Source organism: Acetobacter sp. UBA5411, assembly GCF_002409645.1.
GTDB lineage: Bacteria > Pseudomonadota > Alphaproteobacteria > Acetobacterales > Acetobacteraceae > Acetobacter.
This window is the reverse complement of record NZ_DHNR01000019.1, coordinates 305,316-327,328: the sequence shown is the minus strand read 5'-3', so window position 1 is coordinate 327,328 and position 22,013 is coordinate 305,316. Positions and strand designations below refer to the sequence as shown.

Sequence of the window (22,013 nt, the reverse complement as noted above, 5' to 3'; positions counted from 1 at the left end):
ATCTTTCCCGTATTGAATGGCTGTTTCAGTGAGCGCGGCTAAACAGGCGGCGGAAATTGGCGGTTGTCGCCTCAATGAAAGCCTGCTCCTCCATCCCTCGCGCCTGTGCGACTACAGCAGCGGTGTAAGCCGTATAGCCCGGCTCGTTCCGCTTGCCGCGACGTGGAACAGGCGCAAGAAAAGGCGAATCAGTTTCGACAAAGATGCGATCCAGCGGCACACTGGCCGCAATATCACGCAATTCCTGACACTTCGGAAACGTCACGATTCCTGAGAAGCTGAGATAGCCGCCCAGTTCCAGAGCTGTCTTCGCCAGTTCCGGACCTGACGCGAAGCAGTGCAACAGGAACGGAAAGGCTCCGCGCGTCTCTGTTTCTTCACGCAGGATCGACGCCATATCTTCATCGGCCTGACGGGTGTGAATGGCCAGAGGCAGACCGGTCAGACGCGCCGCATGAACGTGCTCGCGAAAGCTGGCCTGCTGCGTGGGACGCACCTCTTCCGCACCGTGGAAATAATCCAGACCACTCTCGCCGATTGCCACCACTTCCGGATCTTCGGCCAGTTTCACGATGGCTTCGGCGTCCATCGAGGCCTCTTCCATCACGTGATCCGGATGCGTGCCGATAGCGCACCAGATCGACAGGTCGGGACGGCTGTAACGGGTCAGAGTTTTCTGTTCGGACTGCCGCGACAGCCTCGTGCCGATGGTGACCATGCCCTCCAGACCGAATTCCTTCGCGCGATCCAGTAGTGCCGGCATTTCCTCTTGCGAGAAATGATCGAGATGACAGTGCGTGTCGATCAGTCCGGTCATTTTGCCTCACCAGCCTCCGGTTCGACGTAACGGGGGAAAATCCCTTCCGGCTTCGGCAACTGACGACCGGCAGGAAGCGGCATTTCCAGCGCATCGAAGTCACGCTCGCCCGGCTCAACACCAAGCTGCGTGAGCATCTTGTCCATGCTCTCCGGAATATAGGGCTGAAGCACCGTGGCGATGGAGCGGAGCGCATCGGCCAGAACACGCAGCACGTCGGCCATCCGCTCGGGATCGGTCTTTTTCAGCGCCCACGGAGCCTGATGGTCGATATAGGCGTTGCAGGCGCGGATTAATTTCCACGCTTCTTCCAGTGCGTCAGTCAGAGCGACGCGAGCGATCTGCGCCTTCATCACGTCGGGCAGAACGGCGGCCTGTCCCAACAGATGGGCGTCCGCCTCGGTGTGCTTGCCCTGCGCGGGCAGGATGCCGCCGCAGTTACGGGCGATCAGGGACAGCGTGCGCTGGCCAAGATTGCCGAGGTCATTGGCCAGTTCGACATTCAGTCGATTGATGAGCGAGCGGCGCGACAGATCACTGTCACCACCGAACGGCACTTCCCGCATCAGGAAGAAGCGAACCGGATCGACGCCGAATTCCTTCACCAGATCACGCGGGTCGATGACGTTGCCGAGCGACTTGCTCATCTTCTCGCCCTCGACTGTCCACCAGCCGTTGGAGAAAACCATGTCCGGCAGTTCGATACCGGCGGCCATCAGGAAAGCGGGCCAGTAAACCGTGTGGAAACGGGCGATGTCCTTGCCGACCAGATGCAGATTGGCGGGCCAGAACTTCATGCGCGGCGCATCGGCGTCAGGATAACCCAGCGCGGTCAGGTAGTTGGTCAGTGCATCGAACCACACATACATGACATGATCCGCATCGCCCGGAACCGGCACGCCCCACTTGAAGCTCGTGCGGCTGACGGAAAGATCACGCAGCCCCTGCTTGACGAAGCTGACGATCTCGTTGCGGCGACCGGCAGGACCGATGAAATCCGGGTGTTTCTCGTAGAGTTCGAGCAGGCGATCTTCATAGGCAGACAGTTTGAAGAAGTAGGACGGTTCACGCATCCACTCCACCGGCGCGCCAGTCGGCGCGACCTTGGTGCCGTCCGGACGTGTGGTGATTTCGTCCTCGTTGTAGAACGCCTCGTCACGCAGGGCGTACCAGCCTTCATAAGCGCCGAGATAGATATCGCCATTGGCCGCGACCTTTTCCCACACGGCCTGAGCGCCCGCGATGTGGCGCGGCTCGGTCGTGCGGATGAAGTCGTCGTAAGAGACGTTCATCGCATCGGCCATATTGCGGAAATCAGCGGAAATCCGGTCCGTGAACGTCTGCGGGGCCTCGCCTGCGGCCTGCGCGGCCTGCTCGACCTTCTGGCCGTGCTCATCAGTGCCGGTCAGGAAAAACACCTCATCACCACACAGGCGACGGAACCGTGCGACAATGTCAGCAGCGATGGAGGTGTAGGCATGGCCGATATGGGGCGCGCCGTTTACATAATAAATCGGGGTCGTGACGTAAAAACGGCCGGTCATGTCCTGCTCTTCGTTAGATCTATCGGTCGGATCGGCGCGGGCGTGAACGCTCCTTTACGGGCGTAAGGCACCGCGCAGTCCTGACTGTGTAGCCCTATCCATATCGGATCGCTGTTCATGAAGCGACCCCCGGCAGAGGCAAATCCGTTCTGTTCAGCTGAGCTGCGTCTGTCCTGCGATCATCAACGCCTCGATGATCGCTTCCTGCTTGTCCAGATTGAAATGCTCGGTCTTTGCCCGGATTTCCGCGACTTCGCGCCACGCATCGGCCAGCCGCACACCTGTCTGGATCTCATTTTGAGATACAGCACGGGCTTCTTCGGCAATGGCGCTCCCCAACAGGGTAAAGAACAGTCCGAAACCGGCGTCTCCGGATCGGGACAAGGATTCCGCGGCGTCCAGAATACGTCCAGTGGACATTCCTCTGACGGCTTCATGCACCAGAGTGTCGATAGCGCCGCCCTTGTCAGCCAGAAGCGCTATCGCCCGTCCCGGCGATCCTTCGGCCAGCGGTACGACACGCTCGATTTCACCTGGCTCGGCGTCAGGCACAGTCGTCCTCAGCACGGCGCGAACATCGCTTTCCCGGAGCGGCGCGACCGGCAGCTTCCGTATGCGGCTACGGATGGTCGGCAACAACGCGCCGGGAGTGGCGCTGGTCAAGATCAGAATAGCGCGAACAGGCGGCTCTTCGAGAATTTTGAGCAGCGCGTTGGCCGCGTTGCGGTTCATGGCTTCTGCGGTATCGACGATGACAACCCGCCAGCCACCTTCCGCCGCCGTGCGATGCATGAAAGCGTTGATCGGCCGAATGTCATCGGCGACGATCTCGCCACGGAATTTCTGGCGCTTCTCGTCAAAAGCCCGACCGACCGCCAGCAGATCAGGATGAGAGCCCGCACTCACCAGACGTCCAGCGGATGAATGACCGTCCTCCGCTCCAAGCAGCCTACGGGCCATCCGAAACGCCAGCGGAAGTTTGCCGATTCCCTCCGGACCGGTCAGCAGCCACGCATGGTGCAGGCGTCCGGACGCAAAGGCCTCGTCGAACGCCCGGAATGCAGCGTCATGCCCCACAACGTGCAGCGACGCCGCACGAGCGGCGTCCATTGGTGAAACAACCGCATTGGGATCAGATTCAGCGGCCGATGTGGCGCGTCGGGCCGCCATGCCTCAGCGCTTTTCGAGAAACGTCTTGAGCAGATCAACCACCCTGTCGGTAATCGCCGGCACATCCTCGCTTTCGGAGGAAACCCGCACGAAACGCTGTGGCTCCTCGTCGGCGATCTGACGGAATCCTGCCGCAAGACGGGCGTGAAAGGCACGATCAGCACTTTCATACCGATCCAGCGGGGCTCCCTGTCCGGCAATGGCTGCCGCACGCGCCGTAATACGGCGATGACCTGTTTCCAGACCAACCTCAAACAGCACGGTCAGATCCGGCGTCAGGCCGACAAAATCACGCAGGGAACGGATCATCGCAATCAGGGCCGGATCGCCCTCGCCCCGTCCATAGCCCTGATAGGCCATGGTAGAATCGAAGAAACGATCACACAGCACGATCTTTCCCGCTTCCATGGCGGGCCGGATGACCTGATCGACATGATCGCAGCGGGCCGCGAAATGGATCATGATTTCGGCACGCGCCGAAAGATCGTGCTTCCCGAAGAGCAGCAGTTCCCGCAAGGCTTCCGCACCCGGAGAACCGCCCGGCTCGCGTGTCTCCACAACCTCGTAGCCGAGCGCTTCCAGACGCGGCGCTACAGCCCGAAGCTGCGTTGACTTACCGGCACCCTCTCCGCCTTCAAAGGTGATGAAGGCACCGGTTTTTTTACCTGCAACGCTCACCTTATCAGTGACGCTTCATGCCAAGACGGGCGGCAATGCGTCCACCGAAGCCAAGTTTCGCCACGGCGGAACCCGCTTCAACCGGCACAGTGATAACGGTGCCCTGCGGAGCCGGTGCAGCAGGCACAGGCGCTCCAGCAACGGGAGCCGGAGGCACCAACGCCGTCTGACTGGTTGGCAGTGTGATGGTCAGCTGACCGAGAGACTGACCAACCGTCACTGGTGCAGTAACCGGTGCGAGATAATCGACAGAAATATGCACGCGAGACTGCCAGCCGTGCGGCAGCAGGAACGTCACGTCACGGGACGCCACAACCGGCACGGTTGCATCCTGTCCCATCCATACCGGGGCCTGATCGAGCACCTGCCCTTTGCGGGCAATGACGGCCAGCTCGAAATTGGCGAAAGCCCAGCCGAGCAGACGCTCGCCTTCGTGCGCACGGATATTGGTGCTCGCCATGCCGTTGATCGCCATGACCACGCGACGGCCTTCCCGCTTGGAGGAAGCACAGAGCCCGAAACCACCGGCATCGGTGTGACCGGTCTTCAGTCCGTCCGCGAGCCCCTTGTCGACCAGAACATTACGGTTGCCCTGATTGATCTTGTTGAAGGCAAACGACGTCTCGGAGAAGAAGTGATAATACTGCGGAAAATCGCGGATCAGATGAGTCGCGATGGTGCAGACATCCCGCGCCGACATGTAATGGCCTTCCGCAGGCCAGCCGGTTGTGTTCATGAAGTGGGAATTGGTCATGCCCAGCTTCGCGGCCGTGTCGTTCATCAGGGCGACAAACTGCTCTTCTGACCCGGAAACGCCTTCCGCCAGCACGATACAGGCGTCGTTGCCGGACTGGATCAGCATGCCCTGAATCAGATCCTGCACAGGCACGCTCTCGCCTAGCGGCACGAACATCTTCGAGCCCTGCATGCGCCACGCCTTTTCACTGACCGGCAGCGTCTGGTCCAACTTGAGGCGTCCAGCATTGAGCATGCCGAAAACGACATAAGCCGTCATCATCTTGGTAAGCGAGGACGGCGGCATATGCTCGTCAGCAGCTTTTTCCAGCAGCACCTGTCCGCTGTCGAAATCGGTGATGCAGGCCCAGCGTGCGACCGTGTCCACTGGACCGATCGGCGTCATGGCAGGCGTCGAATCAACAGCCGCTGCCGGAGTCTGGGCAGAAGCCGCTGCCTTTCCGCCATGCCGGGCAGCATGACGGGGTTTTGCCGCGAGTGCCGTGCCTGACAGGCCGACACCATTCAAAAGGCCGGCGCCACCGGTGATGGCGGCCGCGCCGCTGGCGAGAAGTATCCGACGGGTCTGCACGTTCCCAATCCTATTCGACGACAATGTGGGCCCCCGTTAACCCGAGGGCCAAGGCGTGGTCCAGCGCTGCATCTGCGTCAGCAACGCCAGAAAAAGGTCCGACACGCACGACCCAGCCGGGACCGTTATTGTCAGAAGCGTAACTCACCGTTCCTCCGGCGCGAGACGCTTCTATCGCCGCATAGGACCGCTGTGTAAATCGTCCAACTTCAATCCAGAGGCTTCCCGGGGTCGCCCATCCTTGCGTGTAGACGACAGGAAGTGACGGCAGGGAAGCGGGCTGCACCTGCTGTGAACCGGCTTGCGGCTGGTCGACCGAGGCGGTTTTGGGCATGATGGCCGTATCCAGCGCTTCGGTCTGGACGGATCCGACGGGCGCGGCCTTCATATCCAGCAAAGGACCGCCCGGCAGCGTTTCGGCGAAGATTCGGCTTGGCAATTCATTCTCGATCACCTCGACACGAGTTGGGTCCTGCCCCATCCCGAGCGCCGCCGCCGCCTGTGGCGTGAGAGAAATCAGCCTGCCGCGTTGTTTGGGGCCCCTGTCGTTCAGGCGGACTTCAATCTGCCGACCATTATCCAGATTGCGGACTGTCACCTGCACCGGCAACTGGAGAGTCGGATGAGACCCTGTCATCGCTTTCGGGTCATAGATCTCGCCATCCGCCGTGATGTGAGGAGATGTATCTCTGTCCACTACAGCCAGACCGCTCTCCCGCCAGGCGAATTCCTGTCGCGGATACCGCCAGACACCGTCCTGATTATAGGCTGGCCCAACTTCGTAATGGATATGGGCGGACGGCAGAGGGGGTGCGGGCTTGTGGCACGCCGATAGCAGAATCGCTGTTCCGGGAATGAGCCACCGGGCGGCAGACCGACTTCTGGCACGACAGACCGGAAGTTTCATGTTGTCAGATCACCCATCAGTCCAACGCCCAGAGCGTAATAATCTGACGGGTTATAACGGCGGATCACGTTGAAATTGTGATAGACCATGAAGGCCTCGCCACCCGGTCCGTCAGGACGGACGATGGCTCCCTCCACTTCCGGCCGCCCGAAGGCTGATCCGTCCTTGCGACGGACACCGGCCGCCATCCAGGCCTGAAGCGTACGCGTATGGTCACGCCCTACCGACGATTGCGGCAGAGACTCCGGCACGGTGATCTCCTGTCCCCACGGTTCGCCCGTCTTCCAGCCGGATTTGGACAGATAGTTTCCGATGGACATCACCACATCGGGAACGCTTTTCCATATATCGGCGCGAGACGAACCATCGAAGGCGCGGGCATATTTCAGATAGGCGCTCGGCATGAACTGGGGCTGCCCCATCGCTCCGGCATAGCTGCCCGTCATGGAGGCTGGCGGAATCCGCCCCTCGCCAAGAATCTGCAGGGCTTTCAGCAGCTCGGAGCGGAAGAAGGCGGCGCGACGACCATCGAAAGCCAGAGTCGCCAGTGCGTCGATCACGTTGAAACCACCGGTAATGCGACCGTAATAGGACTCAAGTCCCCAGATTCCCATGACCGGCTGACGGTCCACCCCGGTTGCGGCTTCGACTCGCACGAGTGAGCCGTGCTGCTTTGCATAGGCGGCACGGCCTGCGTCGATTTTGGCCTGTGTCAGCACTTTTTCCCGATACTGCGCCCAGGTCAGCGTGAATTCCGGCTGATGACGATCAAGCTGCAATACCCGTGTGTTGGGCTGGTGCGTAAGGGCGAGCGCCTCGCTGACCAGTGAACTGGACAGTCCCATCCCTGTCGCCTGACTGCGAACACCCTCCAGAAACTGTGCATATGAACCGGTCGCATGACCTGTTGCCGCCTGAAGCAGTGCGGGGCGCAGGGAAACGGCGGTTCCCAGTCCACCGAGAAGAAGGCCACGCACTGTGGAACGACGGTTGATCATGCAAGTCATACCGGCACACTCTCCAAAATCTGCGCAGCCTGTCGGATGGCAGGAAGATTCCCTCCCAATCCATTTCAAGCTTTCCCTTACTGCGATCGCAGGGGCTTCTCCAGAGGGGTGATGAACCTATTTTGCAGCAGGCGTCAGACGACGGCGCTCTGCGATGCCAAAAAAGATGAAATGTTCGAATGGGTTTATGGTCGGGTCCACATCCGGATTGGCCGCCAGATAGGCACGACCGTCGAAATGTGGATTAGGATTTCTCCCTTCCCGCCAGCCTTTCTCCATATAATGACGGCTGGGATCGATTCCGGCCTGACCGACATCCGGATGCTGCTTCAGATACCATTCCCTATCAAAAAAACGGACTTCGACAGGGAGCGCCTTCATTTCCTGTTCGGTCATCCGAATGATCGGCGGCCTAGGGGCTGGCCGGGGCGATGACATGATAGGGAAAACAGGATTTCTGGACGGCTTCATGATGGAACGACGCCGAACACCAAGAGCCGCCGGGGCTGGCCGATCTCCTACCGCAGCCCGTAAGGCTGCCAGCCGCGCAGGTCCTGATATAGGCAAATTCGGGATTTCACGGGCAAGATCAACGAGTGAGTACAGTTTTTCTGACAAAATAGTACCGTCCTGCTCCATGGAATGAAGTAAGGCACACTAAACACAAACGCTCTGAAGTTAAGTCTTTTTTAACCAAATTTTACTGCTGAAATCAGATTACCTGCCCGCTGTGCATTTTTGGAAACTGGAGTTCGGTTCCGGCTCGTGTAAAGAACGCGCGATGTCCTTCGATCTGCCCAACATGCTGACAACCGGCCTTACAACGGCTGCGCACACCCCATTATGGCAGGCTGTGACGATCATCATCGGCACATTCATTCTGGAAGACGGCGCGACCATTCTGACCGCGATTGCCGTAGGAGACGGGGCCGTCGCATTTCCCCTCGCCCTGCTCTCACTTTATATCGGGATCGTCACGGGAGATGCCGGATTATATGGACTGGGGCGTCTGGCCACCTTTTGGCCACCAGCCCGACGCTGGGCACCTTCTGCGACCGGAGGAGTGGATGCTCCCGCTACAAAATGGTGGCATGGCGCTGCTCTGTTTCGAGTCATTTTCGTATCCCGTTTCATTCCGGGAACCCGGCTTCCCATTTATACAGCAACCGGCTTTTTTAATGCCGGTTTCAGGGTTTTCATCCTTGCAACGGCTCTGGCCACGCTTCTCTGGACAACCGCACTATTTGCACTGTCGCTGAAAATGGGTCAGATCCTGCTGGACGAGCTTGGCGCTTGGCGCTGGGTTGGTGTGGCAGGGTTTATCCTGGCTATCGTTCTTGTCGGACGTCATGTCGCCCGCATGCAATCGCCATCTGCACGAGGTTAGGGCGAAATGGATCACTTGGATGGAACGGGTCTTTCGGACCTTGTCATGGACGCATCGACGGACTCAGGCAGCGCGCCGGAACCGACTTTACGCGCCACTCCTTCCTCTCTCCATGGCCCTTCCGGTTCGGGCGTGAATCATCAAACCGCACCTTTCGTCTCAGCCAGCACTGAAAAGAAGAAACGCTCCTTTGTCGGCACTGTACTGGCGCACCTGCGTGGGCGGCATATCGAGAACGCAGAACCGGTCAGTTTTTTCGAATTCTGGCCCGGCTGGCTATTCTACACGCCGATCGTCGCCTACTGGCTCGCTCTGGGTGTGCGTTACCGTGACATGGGCATGCCCACGGCAGCCAATCCGTTGATTTCAACCGGTGGCCTCTGCGGCGAGAGCAAAAGCTCGATCCTCGACATGGCCGGTCCATTTGCAAAAGGGTTTATTGCTCCCTATGCGATTCTGGATACGGACCGAGATGATCTGAGACGCGCTGAAGCAGCCATGAAAGCCATCGGCATCGCCTGCCCTGTCGTCGTCAAACCGGATGTCGGCTGTAACGGCACAGGCGTGAAACTTGCGCGCACACAGGCTGATCTGGAACAGATTCTTCAGGAATATCCTCGTGGTGTCAGACTGGTACTACAGCGCCTGATTCCCTGGGAACATGAAGCGGGACTTTTCTACATCCGCCACGCCGGTGAAAAGCAGGGACGAATTACGTCCATCACCTACAAGGATGTACCTGTTCTGCTGGGTGATGGCGAATCGACCGTTGCCGAACTGCTGGACCGTGATCCCCGGACCAAGCTGCTACCGCACATCTATCGCCCTCGCCTTGCAGACCGCCTGAACGATGTTCCGGCCTTGGGTGAAGGTCTGCCGCTGGTGTTTACGGGCAATCACTGCAAAGGCTCGGTGTTCCGCAATGGTGCAGCAGACATCACGCCGGAGCTGACTGCGGTTCTTGATCGGATTATGCAGGACATCCCCGAGTTCCATTTCGGCCGCGTGGACGTCAAGTTCCGTTCGCCGGATGCCTTCCGACGCGGTGAAGATTTCGAGATCATCGAAATCAACGGGGTGGGATCGGAAGCGACTCACATATGGGATGCCCGCACGACTCTGCGGGAAGCCTATGCTGCGCAATTCCATCATTATGGTGAAGCATTCCGAATCGGTGCTGAAAACCGCAAACGCGGCTGGAAATCCACGCCCCTGCCTGCCGGATTCCGCCTCTGGTTCGAACAGCGCCGTCTGCTTCGTTCCTATCCGCTGAACGACTGACTGTCGGAATAATCCGCCCGTCTCAGTTTACGGGCAGACCGCCATTTCCGAAAATATAGTTACTCACCTGCTGCTCAAGGCTTAAAGGCTCACGGGTATTAGTGAGAACATCTCCAGCCTTTGTCAGTTGGCTGGATTTTCCTGGCTCAATCATCAGGGCATTATCCCCTGACATGGTCGTCGAGCCGACGCTCAGAATGCTGTCCACGGGAAAATGTAGCGTATCGTTGACTTCAAATCTGACAACGGCCAACTGCGTCTGGGAATCAAGATGCACATCGGAGACCCGTCCTACGGACACTCCGGCAATATCGACCGCAGCGCCGGAGTTCAGGCCGTTGGCCGAGACAAAGTTCGCGGATAACGGGTAGCGGGAGACACCAAAGCTGGTCTGTGTCCCGTGAGCATACACAGCAAACCCTATTGCGGCAGCCAGAACGCCAAAGCTGAAAACGGTGGTTCCTGTCTGTCGGTTACGAGCCATTCCTGCGTCCTTTTATCGAGCATTTCTGAACGCTCATCATGTCCCAATAAGGCTTCGCACCCCCACACGGTCAAGCCGATGGGAAAAAAGAATAACGCATTGATACCAAAACGATCATAAACGCAGTATCCCTGTCCGATAAGGCGCGGTAATTTTACCGTAAATACACAGACGATTCAGTCGTACATCATGTTTGAGTCGTCAGGTCTTTCAGGAACGGGTTCAATCTATGTCATTGCTGCAGGCCCTTATTATTGCAATTCTTCAGGGGGCAACCGAGCTTTTCCCGGTCAGCAGCCTTGGACACGCAGTGCTGCTGCCTGCCCTGCTGCACTGGCCTTTCGACGAAAGCGATCCAACCTTTCTGCCTTTTCTCGTGATGCTCCATCTCGGGACGTCGGTTGCTCTGTTCGTATTTTTCTGGCGTGACTGGGCGGCCATTATTGGTGGTGCGCTCGGGCTGCACGGCAGAAGGTATCGACTGGAAAGTTTCCGAATTCTCTTCCTGCTGGCCATTGCCACTATCCCTGCCGTGATCTGCGGCGGGCTGTTCGAACATCTTTTCCGTCACCTGTTCGGCTCTCCGCTGCCTGTCGCAGGGCTGCTGATTGCGAACGGTGTGATGCTTTTGATTGTGGAGAGATTACGCTCCCGCGTCTCTCTGGGTCGCGGAGAAGAGCCTGAGGCCGGGCGACCGATCGCCAGTCTGACAGCACGAGATGCTCTGGTTATCGGCCTGTTTCAGTGTCTTGCCCTTTTTCCGGGTATGTCCCGTTCCGGCGCCACCATCGCAGGTGGCCTGATGCGTGGGCTGCACCATGACGTCGCCGCACGCTTTTCATTTCTGATGGCGGAACCGATCATTCTGGCGGCCACGGCTCATCAGATTATGAAAATGCGCCACGTCCCCGTCACGCATGAGCAGATCCATCAGGGTGCGATTGCGGCCTGTGTCGCCGGTGTGACTGCCCTTATCTGCACCGGTATTCTGATGCGATACTTCAGCCAGCACGAGAAATGGGCTCTGGCTCCTTTTGCCTATTACTGCATCCTGCTCGGCTTGGGATCGCTCGTCTATCTGGGCGGCATTCTGTAACCAACAGGTCGGATTTTACGGACTCTGCACTCCCATGACCGACTTTCTGTCGTGGGAGTTTGCAGACCCATAACGACTGCTGCCCATAAGCAGTCTTTTTCAGGCAGAGCAGCAGGTCCTCCGGAGCATGACAGAAGCACGACGCAAGACGGTCGAACAGGCCGTGCAGGCTAGTGAAACATCTGGTCTACGCCGCACTATGGGCCCTTTCCATCTGACCATGCTGGGCGTTGGCTCCACTGTTGGTGCAGGCATCTATGTAATGGCAGGCACGGCAGCCGCCAATTATGCTGGCCCCGCCGTCATTCTGTCTTTTGTTATCGCTGGCCTTGCCTGTCTTTTTACAGCCTTCTCCTACGCCGAACTGGCCTCATCCATTCCGGTTTCAGGCTCAGCCTATACCTACGCCTATGTGTCGCTGGGAGAACGCGCCGCCTGGTGGGTTGGATGGTTGCTCCTTCTTGAATACGGAGTGTCCTGTGCAGGCGTTGCATCAGGTTTTTCCGGGTATGCTGTCAGTTTTTTACACGATCTGAGTATTTTCGTTCCTGACGCCCTGCATGCGCCAGTGGTTACGGCTTCCATGACACCTACCGGCACAGCGCTTTCTGCAGGATGGCGCATAGATCTGCCCGCCACAGCGTCTGTGCTGATCGTAACAGCCATGTTGATGCGAGGTGTAACAGAATCCATCACCATCAATACGGCCATCGTTCTGCTCAAAACGATGACCCTGCTGGTCTTTGTCTCGGTCGGACTGACTGCAATCCATCCGGACTACTGGCATCCATTCTTCCCTCCTTCGGAAGGAGCCTTCCGCTACGGATTCACGGGCGTTTTCCGGGCAGCTTCTGTCGTATTTTTTGCCTATGTCGGCTTTGAAGCTGTTTCGACGGCTTCAACCGAAGCGCGTTCCCCCCGACGCGATATCCCCATAGGCATTATTGGATCGCTTCTGATCTGCACCCTGATCTATCTGTGCGTGGCGCTGGTGCTGACGGGTGTGGTCCCCTGGCGTCAACTGGATGTGTCTGATCCGCTGGCGCTGGCTGCCGATGCAATAGGCTCTCCCTCACTGGCGGTGCTCGTGAAGCTGGCTGGTGTGATTGGGCTGTGTTCAGTTCTGTTCGGTCTGCTTTACGGTCAGAGCCGGATCTTTTTCACCATGGCTCAGGACGGTCTTCTACCGCCCATCTTCAACCGACTGCACCCTCGCTTTCACACACCGGTGGCAGGTTCTCTGCTCTTGGGACTGCTTGTCGCTCTGGCTGCCGCTACACTCCCTATCGACATTATTAGCGATCTCGTGAGCATCGGAACGGCTGCCGCTTTTGGCGTGGTCAATCTGACCGTTATCAGGGACCGCTCAGTTCGCCCTGACGCAGAACGCCTCTATCGCGTTCCTCTTGGGGCTCTACGGATAGGACGTCTATGGCTGGGTCTTACTCCCCTATTGGGAATCCTGTTTGCTGGCGTGATGATGCTGCCTCTTTTGGTCGAACTGATCAGCGGCATCATCTCAGGCAACTGGCTGCCTGCGATTCTTCTGGGCCTATATTTTACTTCTGGCGCAATCATTTACCGCTTTTACGGGCTGTCTCATTCAGAATTGGCCCGAAACAGGCAGATATGAAGTTATGTGTCGGATATGGGTTGACGCCGCCGTCACATCTGGATATTTCAGCGCTCACCGGCGCGATGGCGGTGTAGCTCAGCGGTAGAGCAGGGGAATCATAATCCCTTGGTCGGCGGTTCAAATCCGTCCACCGCTACCATCGGCCGGTTTCTTTTATTTAAAATATCATTATGTTTCTTCTAATCTGTCACGCTTAAAAGCGGTGACAAATTTTATCTATTGTGTGCGTTTGCCAGTTTTTCTTATAGCAGATAAAGTCATCAAATAAGATTTCATTGCTCTGGCAATGAATGTAAATTCGTGGCTCAAAATTTTCCTTATAATACAATAGCCAAGTTGCTTTCTTCTATGATGACATGGCCGTGATCCTCATTCGTCGCACAAGACAGGCACAAATAAGCTCTCCCTGTAACACTGCTTTTTGACTTCTGTTAGAAACGCGAACTTATAGGGATTCGTTTCCATAAGATCAGACAAGCCGAGGGCATCTCAAGGCTATTGGTTCAAGAGTTTTTTTCTGAAGGTGACAGTCTAAAACTCGCACCATAAAGAAACCACAAAAGTGCAGCCGTTTTAATAGTAAAGACAGAGGCTCCGACGCACAAAGACGTCGCAAAATATACAGCGACACACATCCTCATAATACCTGCGACACGATTTGGCATGGGCGTAAATGAAAAAGAAATCAAATATACCAATGCAAAAATTATCCCCAGATTATTAGAGATATAGGCATAACCCGTATCAGCCGTATAAACTGGGGAAACAGCAAGCGCCATCCAATGCGAAACATCCCAGTAATCCAGAACCCGTCCGGAAAAAAGCAGCCTGCCAGAAAAATCGTCACTCGTAATACTGGGTAGCCAGCCGCTTATCTCATTCATAGAACCAACGACCGTCAATAAAACCATTACGCAGACAGGAATCAGAAAAGCAATCAGAGCTGATCTGGCAAAAGGCGTAACGCGTAATATCAGCATCACCAGGCAGCAGCCTGTTGCAAAACGGGAATCTGAAAGAACGATCAGTAAGGCGACAATCAGAAACAAACCAATTTTTCGATTACCCGGAGAATTTTTATAGGTCGCAAGGCACCAGCCAAAAAGAATTGCTGCAAGATTACCAACGGAATCAGGCTCAAGAAAAACTGAAGAAATTCTGTGCCCGCCAAAAATTTGTGGGAAGTACAACCGGCTGGCGCTTCCCCTATTTCCAGACAGATAAAGATTGGTCCCGCTGTAGTTTACAGTATCAGAAGAAAGAACGCCTTTTTGAACATAATACTGCCAAACATTAAAAACATCACCAAACTGAATAGGAGCCAAAAACTCAAAAATAGCAAATACGATTGTAATGGAAATTATAGCATGCAAACATTTATTAACTTGAAAAATATTTGTTTTGTATCCAATTTGCCAGAATATACACGCAATAGCAAAATCGTGAATGATTTTTAGGCTTAACGCTGGGTTTATGAGCTTTGCCCCGATCATATAAGCAATTGACAAAGCTCCTATTACAGCAACCTTACGACTGATATCATGCCGAATAACCATAAATCCAGCCAACATAATGGCCAGTTCTACTACTGCAATCAGAGAAGCGTTAACGTATATCCAGCCTCGTGTATTAATAAAACATAGAATGAAATTAAAGACTGCCGACAAGACAACGAGCCAAGAGCCGAGATTCATTCGAGAAGAGCTTTTGGAGCGCAAATCCGTCATAAAGGAATTTTCCTGCGGGGTTATTCCCTGCATTATGGCACCACTCACTGCGGCTTCCTTCTAATGAACGTATTCAACAAAAAACCTAACCACTGCTTCGCATCGTTCTGGCAATAGAGCGTCCCAAAGAGTGTAATGGAAGTTCTATAACCCGATAGGTAAAACACGACAAAATCAGAGTAGCCAAGAAAGTACTAGATACGAGCAAAATTTGAGTTGATACAGGGTTATCAAGAAGTCCCCTTTCTCCCCAAACTTTCATAAAAACGGAAAACAAAACCAGAAGAAGCTGAAGATGTAGAAGATAAATACTATAAGACAATTCTCCCAAATTTACCAAAAAACTTGAATTTAAAAATTTCATATCTTTTCCGAAGAAATAAATATTCCGTATCAGAAAAAATGAGAATAATGTTTCAAGAATATCAAATACATTTTCTCTAAAATGGAAATTACTAAAGACGAACCGGTCACACATTAACATTACAAAACACCCTATCGTCATCCACGAATAGTGCTTCTTAGGGGCCGGTAAAATTGTAATGAGCGTTCCCAGACAAAAAGCAAGCGCAAACTGCGGTCCCAAACCATCCGGAAGCGGAATCAAGGAAATTAAAAAACAGACGCCCAACAAAACGAATCTATATTTTTGATTTCTTAGAATAATCAGCATAAATGGATAGATAACGGAAAACAATAATTCTACACGCAATGACCACATGGGGCCATTGTACCTTGTAAAAATTCCCATAAGAGCAAGAAAAACGTGATGAATATCGATAGGCGTTGATAAATTTCTGGCAAGCCAGTCGACAGTAGCCGCAGAAGAAATAGTCTGCCGAACAGACCACAGACATAGCAAAGACAATCCTACAGAAAACCAGAGCAATGGATATATACGAAATGCACGCTGAACGTAGAATGCCCCAATAAACCGCAAGGATGGCTTATCCATCTTGCGTAAGGCCAATGACAAAACGCAGCCACTCAGAACAAAGAACACAAGAACGGCAGCTTCAGCATTAAACAGGGAAGAAAACACTCGCCACACAGCAGGCATGTTTTCTTTATTATAATGAAAAACCTGAACAGCATGCCCTATCAAAACAAACAAGCAGGCTATTCCGCGCACAGAGGTTAACTGAACCAAATAGTTACTTGGCTCAGGAGGAATGATATCCAATTTTTCCATTGATCTTACCTCTGTAAAATCGTCTTCAAAATATTATTTTGTTGAATCTTGCAGACAGATCAAAACACTTCTCAATCCGGCGCGGGATAACTGCGCGGATAAATAATCTCACTAGCGGGTCCAGGCTGATGAGGCGCGCCCTTTTTACCGCAACCTGCGAGAGGCAGCGTGATGCAAACCAGCGCTACCAGCGCAGTGAATCGCCGGATCATCAATTTTTCTGTCCTTTCCCAAGCCGCTGCAGCCAAGCCTCGGCTTCCCGATGCACGTTGGTTCCCGCCGTGCCGCCTTCGCTTACACGCGAGGCAATCGACGCCTCCACGGTCAGCACAGAGTAGATGTCCTGCGTTATACTTGGCTCAACGGACTGCATCTCGTCCAAACTCAGATCGGACAAATCAACGCCCTTCTTTTCCGCCATAGCTACCAGCTGACCAGTGACATGATGCGCGGTGCGAAACGGCACCTTGAGAACACGCACCAGCCAGTCGGCAAGGTCAGTGGCCGTCGAGAACCCTGAGCCCGCATATTTGCGCATCTGCGCCACATTAGCGGTCAGATCACGCACCATGCCGTCACACGCAGCAAGCGTGAGCGCCATCGCTTCCGTCGCCTCGAACACAGGCACTTTGTCCTCCTGCATGTCCTTGGCATAGGCCAGCGGTAGCCCCTTCATCACCGTCAGCAAGCTCACCATCGAGCCCAGTACACGACCGACCTTGGCGCGCGCCAACTCGGCGGCGTCCGGGTTACGTTTCTGCGGCATGATGGAGGAGCCAGTGGTGAAGGCGTCCGTCAGACGGATGAAACTGAACGGCGACGAGCACCAGATGACAATCTCTTCCGCAAAACGGGACAGGTGCATCGCCATGATGGAGAGCGCCGAGAGATATTCGAGCGCGAAGTCACGGTCCGACACGGAATCGAGTGAATTGGCTGTGGGGCGGTCGAACCCAAGCGCCGCCGCCGTCATTTTGCGATCGATGGGGAAAGATGTTCCGGCGAGAGCAGCCGAGCCAAGCGGGCACTCGTTCAGACGCTTGCGGGCATCCGCCAGACGGCCACGATCGCGCGATAGCATTTCGACATAAGCCAGCAAATGGTGACCGAATGTGACCGGCTGGGCTGTCTGAAGATGAGTAAAGCCGGGCATGGCGGTGTCGGCATATTCCAGAGCCCGTGTAGCGAGTGAGCGCATCAGCGCTTCGACCTGTCCGCTGATTCCGTCGATGGCGTCGCGCACCCAGAGGCGGAAATCGGTCGCCACCTGATCGTTGCGGGAGCGACCGGTGTGCAGACGCTTGCCCGCCTCGCCTATCCTGTCGCTCAGGCGCGCTTCGATGTTCATATGGATGTCTTCAAGCGCCTCATCGAACGGGAATGAGCCCGCTTCGATCTCGGTGCCGATTTCGGTCAGGCCACGTTTGATGGCGGCTTCATCGTCGGCGCTGATGATGCCGACCTTCTGTAGCATGGCGGCATGAGCGAGCGATCCGGCGATATCCTGCCGCCACATGATCTTGTCGAAGCCGATGGACGCGTTGATTTCACGCATGATGGCGGATGGACCACCTGCGAACCGGCCGCCCCACTGCACGTTCGCTCTGCTTTCTGTCGGCTTGCTCACAGCGTTCTGCTCGTCCACACTCATCAAATGCCTCAACATCACTTTCGCCCCCGCGTCCCGTCCGCGAAACTGAAACTGCAGCGGCGTTCCATTCTCATGCTGGCCGGCACCCTAGTCGCAGGCATGACGCCGCGCAAACCTCTTCATGCAGAAGGTATCACAGATACCCCGCTTTCGCTGTCAACGCTGACAAAAGAATCTCCTCAGCCTCTGTCTGGACAGACCATCACCGATAGAGACGGCATTGAGCACTCTCTGGAAGATTTCCGCGGCAGACCGACGATCGTGCATCTGTGGGCGACATGGTGCGGGCCGTGCATCACTGAACTCCCTGCCCTCGCCCGTCTCATTCCCTCACTGACAGCAAGCGGTATCGCCGCGGTGCCTGTTTCGGTCGACCATCGAGGACCTGAAGTCGTCCTGCCTTTTCTCAAAAAACTGCATATGGAAGATTTTCCTTCCTTCTACGATACAAGGCGGGCCATACCGGCCAGCCTTGAGGAAACCAGCCTGCCGCTGACCCTTTTTCTCAATGCACAGGCAGAGCTGGTCTGCCGTCATGCAGGCCCTCTCCTGTGGAACACTCCGGACGCAGCCGCTATTCTCCTGCGTCTGATGACATGAAGGACATCACCATGAAACTCAGCGCACGCAACCAGATCCGCGGCACGGTGACCGCCATCGCAAAAGGCGCGACCACGTCTCACGTCAGCATCGACATCGGTGGAACGACGGTCATGGCTGCCATCACCAATGAAGCCGTGGCCGATCTGGGGCTGACAGTCGGTAAACCTGCCTACGCCGTCATCAAGGCTTCGGACGTGCTGGTGGGCGTGGAAGACTGAACCGTCAGAATGCGGCACATTGACGCACAAACTTGACCGGGCCGGTTGGTCCTCTTCATAACGTCCTGCCTCCTCCTAGGCGGCAGGACGTAAGTCCATCATGAATTTTAGCGAATGACCAAGCGGGAACGATGACCGGATCGGACAAGACGAACACGAGCAACGCTGCGGCAGACGGTTTTCGCGACACCGTTTTCCTACCGAAGACCTCGTTCCCCATGCGCGGCAATCTGCCGACACGCGAGCCGGAACTCCTTGCCCGCTGGCAGGAACTGGATCTCGACGGCAAGATTCTCGTCCAGAGCGAAGGTCGGCCGCTGTTCGTGCTGCACGATGGCCCTCCCTATGCCAACGGCAACCTGCATATCGGTCACGCCCTGAACAAGATTCTCAAGGACGTGATCAACCGCAGTCACTGGATGACAGGCTATGCGGTCCATTACGTCCCCGGCTGGGACTGCCACGGCCTTCCCATCGAGTGGAAGGTTGAAGAGGAATACCGCAAGGCCAAACGCGACAAGGATTCCATCCCCGTCCTCCAGTTCCGTGGTGAATGTCGTGCATGGGCCGCGAAGTGGCTCGACGTGCAGATGGGCGAATTCCAGCGCCTTGGCGTGCAGGGCGAATGGGCTCATCGCTATTCAACGATGGATTATAGTTCCGAGTCCGCCATTGTCGGTGAAATCGGCAAATTCCTGCTCAATGGCGCGTTGTATCGCGGCCTGCGCCCCGTCATGTGGAGCCCGGTCGAAAAGACGGCGCTGGCGGAAGCCGAGATCGAGTATCACGACCACAAATCCACGACGATTTACGTCGCGTTCCCCATCATCACAGACCCGACTTCAGCTGGGGCGCTTCAGGATGTATCCGCCGTCATCTGGACGACGACTCCGTGGACGATTCCGGCCAACCGCGCCATCGCCTACAATCCTGAAATCACCTATGTGGTTCTGCGCGCTGACGAAACCGCTGCTGATGCGGCTATCGCACCCGGCATGAAGCTGCTGGTCGCCGAACGTCTTGTCGAGCAGGTCTGCAGGGATTGCGGCATCCTCGAACACCATATTCTCTACACCATGCCGGGTTCTGCTCTGAACGGAGCCATTGCGGCCCATCCGCTGCGTGGTCAGGGATATGACTTCGACGTGCCTCTGCTGGCGGCTGAATATGTCACTGATGATGCCGGCACGGGTCTCGTTCACATCGCCCCCTCTCATGGCGAGGATGACTTTGCGGTCGGCAAGGCCAATGGAATCGAAATTCCGGAACTGATCGCGGATGACGGTCGCTATGTGGAGCGTGTGCCGCTGTTTGCTGGCACACACGTGTTCAAGGCCGCTGATCCGGTCTGCGCAGCCCTGTCCGAGACCATGACCAAGGCTGTCGAGAGCGATTCCGCGCCCAACGGTCTTCTTGCTCGCGGTGAACTTGTCCATTCCTATCCGCACTCCTGGCGGTCACGGAAACCGATCATCTATCGCGCCACACCGCAGTGGTTCATCCGCATGGATGGCGAAAACCGGATTCGCGAGAAGGCCCTTCAGGCGCTGGGCGATGTGACTTTCGTTCCTGCTCAGGCCCGCAACCGCCTGACCTCCATGGTGGCTGATCGCCCGGACTGGTGCATTTCCCGCCAGCGCGCATGGGGCGTGCCCATTGCCGTGTTTGTAAACAAGCAGACTGGCGAAGTTCTGCGTGACGCTGCCGTCATGGACCGGATCGTGGAAGCCTTCCGCGTGGATGGCGCTGATGCCTGGTATGACAGCGACCCGTCACGCTTCCTCGGCAATGAGTATAACGCGGCTGATTTCGAGCAGGTTTTCGACGTTGTCGATGTCTGGTTCGAGAGTGGATCGACGCATTCTTTCGTGCTGAACCAGCCCGGCCTGCGCTTCCCTGCCGACCTGTATCTGGAAGGATCCGACCAGCATCGCGGCTGGTTCCAGTCCTCCTTGCTGGAAAGTGTGGGTACGCGCGGCGTTTCACCCTACAAGGCGGTTGTGACCAACGGCTTTGTTCTGGATGAACAGGGCCGCAAGATGTCTAAATCCCTCGGCAACGTGATTGCCCCGCAGGATGTGAATGACAGCCTGGGTGCAGACGTGCTGCGCCTGTGGGTGGTGAACTCCGATACCAATGATGATTTGCGCATTGGTAAGGAAATTCTCAAACANNATCGCGGCTGGTTCCAGTCCTCCCTACTTGAAAGCGTCGGGACACGCGGCGTCGCTCCTTACAAGACGCTTGTGACCAATGGCTTCGTGCTCGACGAGCAGGGCCGCAAGATGTCGAAATCACTGGGCAACGTCATCGCCCCGCAGGACGTGAACGATTCGCTTGGTGCTGACATCCTGCGCCTGTGGGTGATGAATTCCGATACGAACGATGACCTGCGTATCGGCAAGGAAATCCTCAAGCAGCAGGGCGAGCTTTACCGTCGTCTCCGCAACACCCTGCGCTGGCTGCTCGGTGCGCTGGATGGTTACACGGATGCCGAAGCTGTTCTCTACGAAGACCTGCCCGAGCTTGAGAAATGGGTGCTGCATCGTCTGACCGAATTCGACGCGATGATGCGTCAGGCCGTCGAGACGCATGAATGGGTGGGCGTCTACCCTGCCCTGCACGGCTTCTGCACTACCGACCTGTCAGCGTTCTATTTCGATGTCCGCAAGGATGCGATCTACTGCGACGCGCCCGACAGTCTGCGCCGTCGTGCGGCGCGCACGGTGTTGGATGTGCTGCATCGCTGCCTCGCCACGTGGCTCGCGCCGGTTCTGGTCTTTACGGCTGACGATGCGTGGACGGCCCGCTTCGGGAAAGACTCCTCCGTTCATCTGGAGGCTTTCCCTGTCGTTCCGGAAGAATGGAATGATCCGGAACTTGGTGATCGCTGGACAACCCTGCGTGCTGTGCGGCGGATCATCACCACGGAAATCGAAACAGCCCGCCGGTCGGGGCAGATCGGCTCTTCGCTACAGGCGGCGATCGAACTGCCTGTGTATGAAGACAAGGTCTCCCTGTTTGACGGTGTGGACTGGGCCGATCTGGCGATTGTCTCGCAGGCTGAATTCTCCATCATTCCTGAGGAGGCACCTCAGCCTGAAAATGGTGCGGGTGTTCCCTGTGGTGTGCCTGTCGTGAGTGTGGCTGATGGTGAGAAATGTGTTCGCTGCTGGAAAGTGCTGCCTGAAGTAGGACAGAACGCGGCCTATCCGACGCTGTGCGTGCGGTGTGCAGATGTTGTGGCTAGCGGGTTGGCCTGTTCTTCCGCGACTGGCCACTGAGCGT

The 22,013-nt window shown here is 56.2% G+C and carries 19 protein-coding genes, 1 tRNA gene and 1 pseudogene; 9 read left to right on the top strand and 12 right to left on the bottom strand.

Going from position 1 to position 22,013, the window contains the following annotated elements; genetic code table 11:
• Positions 1 to 25 precede the first annotated feature (25 nt).
• The 8 genes from B3759_RS06685 to B3759_RS06650 form a co-directional block, all read right to left on the bottom strand.
• Positions 26 to 817 (bottom strand): TatD family hydrolase, encoded by a 792-nt coding sequence (locus tag B3759_RS06685; protein WP_291364860.1) that lies wholly within the window; start codon positions 815 to 817, stop codon positions 26 to 28.
• Positions 814 to 2,361: a methionine--tRNA ligase gene (gene metG / locus B3759_RS06680; protein ID WP_291364858.1), complete on the bottom strand. Its 1,548-nt coding sequence runs from the start codon at positions 2,359 to 2,361 to the stop codon at positions 814 to 816. The genes B3759_RS06685 and metG overlap by 4 nt, the downstream gene beginning before the upstream one ends.
• Before the next feature lie 153 nt (positions 2,362 to 2,514).
• Positions 2,515 to 3,471, bottom strand: coding sequence for a DNA polymerase III subunit delta' (locus B3759_RS06675; RefSeq protein WP_291365006.1), 957 nt, complete (start codon positions 3,469 to 3,471; stop codon positions 2,515 to 2,517).
• A 63-nt stretch (positions 3,472 to 3,534) separates the two neighbouring features.
• On the bottom strand, positions 3,535 to 4,209 hold the full coding sequence (tmk, locus tag B3759_RS06670) for a dTMP kinase (RefSeq protein WP_291364855.1): 675 nt from the start codon (positions 4,207 to 4,209) through the stop codon (positions 3,535 to 3,537).
• Between the two features lie 4 nt (positions 4,210 to 4,213).
• Complete coding sequence (locus tag B3759_RS06665; protein ID WP_291364853.1) at positions 4,214 to 5,536, bottom strand: D-alanyl-D-alanine carboxypeptidase family protein; 1,323 nt, start codon at positions 5,534 to 5,536, stop codon at positions 4,214 to 4,216.
• A gap of 10 nt (positions 5,537 to 5,546) precedes the next feature.
• Positions 5,547 to 6,443 carry a septal ring lytic transglycosylase RlpA family protein gene (locus B3759_RS06660; RefSeq protein WP_291364850.1) on the bottom strand — a complete coding sequence of 299 codons (897 nt, stop codon included), beginning with the start codon at positions 6,441 to 6,443 and terminating at the stop codon, positions 5,547 to 5,549.
• Complete coding sequence (locus tag B3759_RS06655) at positions 6,440 to 7,441, bottom strand: lytic murein transglycosylase (RefSeq protein WP_291365004.1); 1,002 nt, start codon at positions 7,439 to 7,441, stop codon at positions 6,440 to 6,442. Before B3759_RS06655 ends, B3759_RS06660 begins: the two co-directional genes overlap by 4 nt.
• 126 nt (positions 7,442 to 7,567) lie before the next feature.
• A complete protein-coding gene (locus B3759_RS06650) occupies positions 7,568 to 7,846 on the bottom strand; it encodes a hypothetical protein (protein ID WP_291364848.1) in 279 nt (92 codons plus the stop codon).
• A gap of 406 nt (positions 7,847 to 8,252) precedes the next feature.
• Between B3759_RS06650 and B3759_RS06645 the strand changes: the two genes are divergently transcribed.
• The gene (locus B3759_RS06645) at positions 8,253 to 8,837 is read left to right on the top strand and encodes a DedA family protein (protein WP_408736460.1); all 585 of its coding nucleotides are present in this window, start codon (positions 8,253 to 8,255) and stop codon (positions 8,835 to 8,837) included.
• 45 nt (positions 8,838 to 8,882) lie between these two features.
• On the top strand, positions 8,883 to 10,118 hold the full coding sequence (locus B3759_RS06640; RefSeq protein ID WP_291364844.1) for an ATP-grasp domain-containing protein: 1,236 nt from the start codon (positions 8,883 to 8,885) through the stop codon (positions 10,116 to 10,118).
• A 22-nt stretch (positions 10,119 to 10,140) separates the two neighbouring features.
• Here B3759_RS06640 and B3759_RS06635 read toward each other — a convergent pair whose 3' ends face one another.
• On the bottom strand, positions 10,141 to 10,602 hold the full coding sequence (locus tag B3759_RS06635; RefSeq protein WP_291364842.1) for an MlaD family protein: 462 nt from the start codon (positions 10,600 to 10,602) through the stop codon (positions 10,141 to 10,143).
• Between the two features lie 229 nt (positions 10,603 to 10,831).
• Between B3759_RS06635 and B3759_RS06630 the strand changes: the two genes are divergently transcribed.
• From B3759_RS06630 to B3759_RS06620, 3 genes are all read left to right on the top strand, one after another.
• Positions 10,832 to 11,698: an undecaprenyl-diphosphate phosphatase gene (locus B3759_RS06630; protein WP_291364840.1), complete on the top strand. Its 867-nt coding sequence runs from the start codon at positions 10,832 to 10,834 to the stop codon at positions 11,696 to 11,698.
• Between the two features lie 127 nt (positions 11,699 to 11,825).
• Positions 11,826 to 13,331, top strand: coding sequence for an amino acid permease (locus B3759_RS06625; protein ID WP_291364838.1), 1,506 nt, complete (start codon positions 11,826 to 11,828; stop codon positions 13,329 to 13,331).
• Positions 13,332 to 13,398: 67 nt separating this feature from the next.
• Positions 13,399 to 13,473: transfer RNA gene (locus B3759_RS06620), tRNA-Met, on the top strand.
• A gap of 364 nt (positions 13,474 to 13,837) precedes the next feature.
• Here the strand turns inward: B3759_RS06620 and B3759_RS06615 are convergent.
• The 3 genes from B3759_RS06615 to argH form a co-directional block, all read right to left on the bottom strand.
• Positions 13,838 to 15,109, bottom strand: a complete 1,272-nt coding sequence (locus B3759_RS06615) for a polysaccharide polymerase (RefSeq protein WP_291364836.1) — start codon at positions 15,107 to 15,109, stop codon at positions 13,838 to 13,840.
• A gap of 37 nt (positions 15,110 to 15,146) precedes the next feature.
• A complete protein-coding gene (locus B3759_RS06610; RefSeq protein WP_291364834.1) occupies positions 15,147 to 16,253 on the bottom strand; it encodes an acyltransferase family protein in 1,107 nt (368 codons plus the stop codon).
• 211 nt (positions 16,254 to 16,464) lie between these two features.
• Positions 16,465 to 17,904, bottom strand: a complete 1,440-nt coding sequence (gene argH / locus B3759_RS06605; protein WP_291364832.1) for an argininosuccinate lyase — start codon at positions 17,902 to 17,904, stop codon at positions 16,465 to 16,467.
• 72 nt (positions 17,905 to 17,976) lie between these two features.
• On the opposite strand from argH, the gene B3759_RS06600 reads away from it, so the two are divergent.
• The 4 genes and pseudogenes from B3759_RS06600 (at position 17,977) to B3759_RS16940 (ending at position 22,009) form a co-directional block, all read left to right on the top strand.
• Positions 17,977 to 18,504 (top strand): TlpA family protein disulfide reductase, encoded by a 528-nt coding sequence (locus B3759_RS06600; protein ID WP_291364830.1) that lies wholly within the window; start codon positions 17,977 to 17,979, stop codon positions 18,502 to 18,504.
• Between the two features lie 11 nt (positions 18,505 to 18,515).
• On the top strand, positions 18,516 to 18,725 hold the full coding sequence (locus B3759_RS06595) for a TOBE domain-containing protein (protein WP_099349168.1): 210 nt from the start codon (positions 18,516 to 18,518) through the stop codon (positions 18,723 to 18,725).
• A gap of 131 nt (positions 18,726 to 18,856) precedes the next feature.
• Positions 18,857 to 20,842 (top strand): annotated as a pseudogene (ileS, locus tag B3759_RS16945) (isoleucine--tRNA ligase); the annotation flags it as partial.
• Positions 20,828 to 22,009, top strand: a complete 1,182-nt coding sequence (locus tag B3759_RS16940) for a class I tRNA ligase family protein (RefSeq protein WP_422652819.1) — start codon at positions 20,828 to 20,830, stop codon at positions 22,007 to 22,009. The pseudogene ileS and the gene B3759_RS16940, both read left to right, overlap by 15 nt.
• Positions 22,010 to 22,013 lie beyond the last annotated feature (4 nt).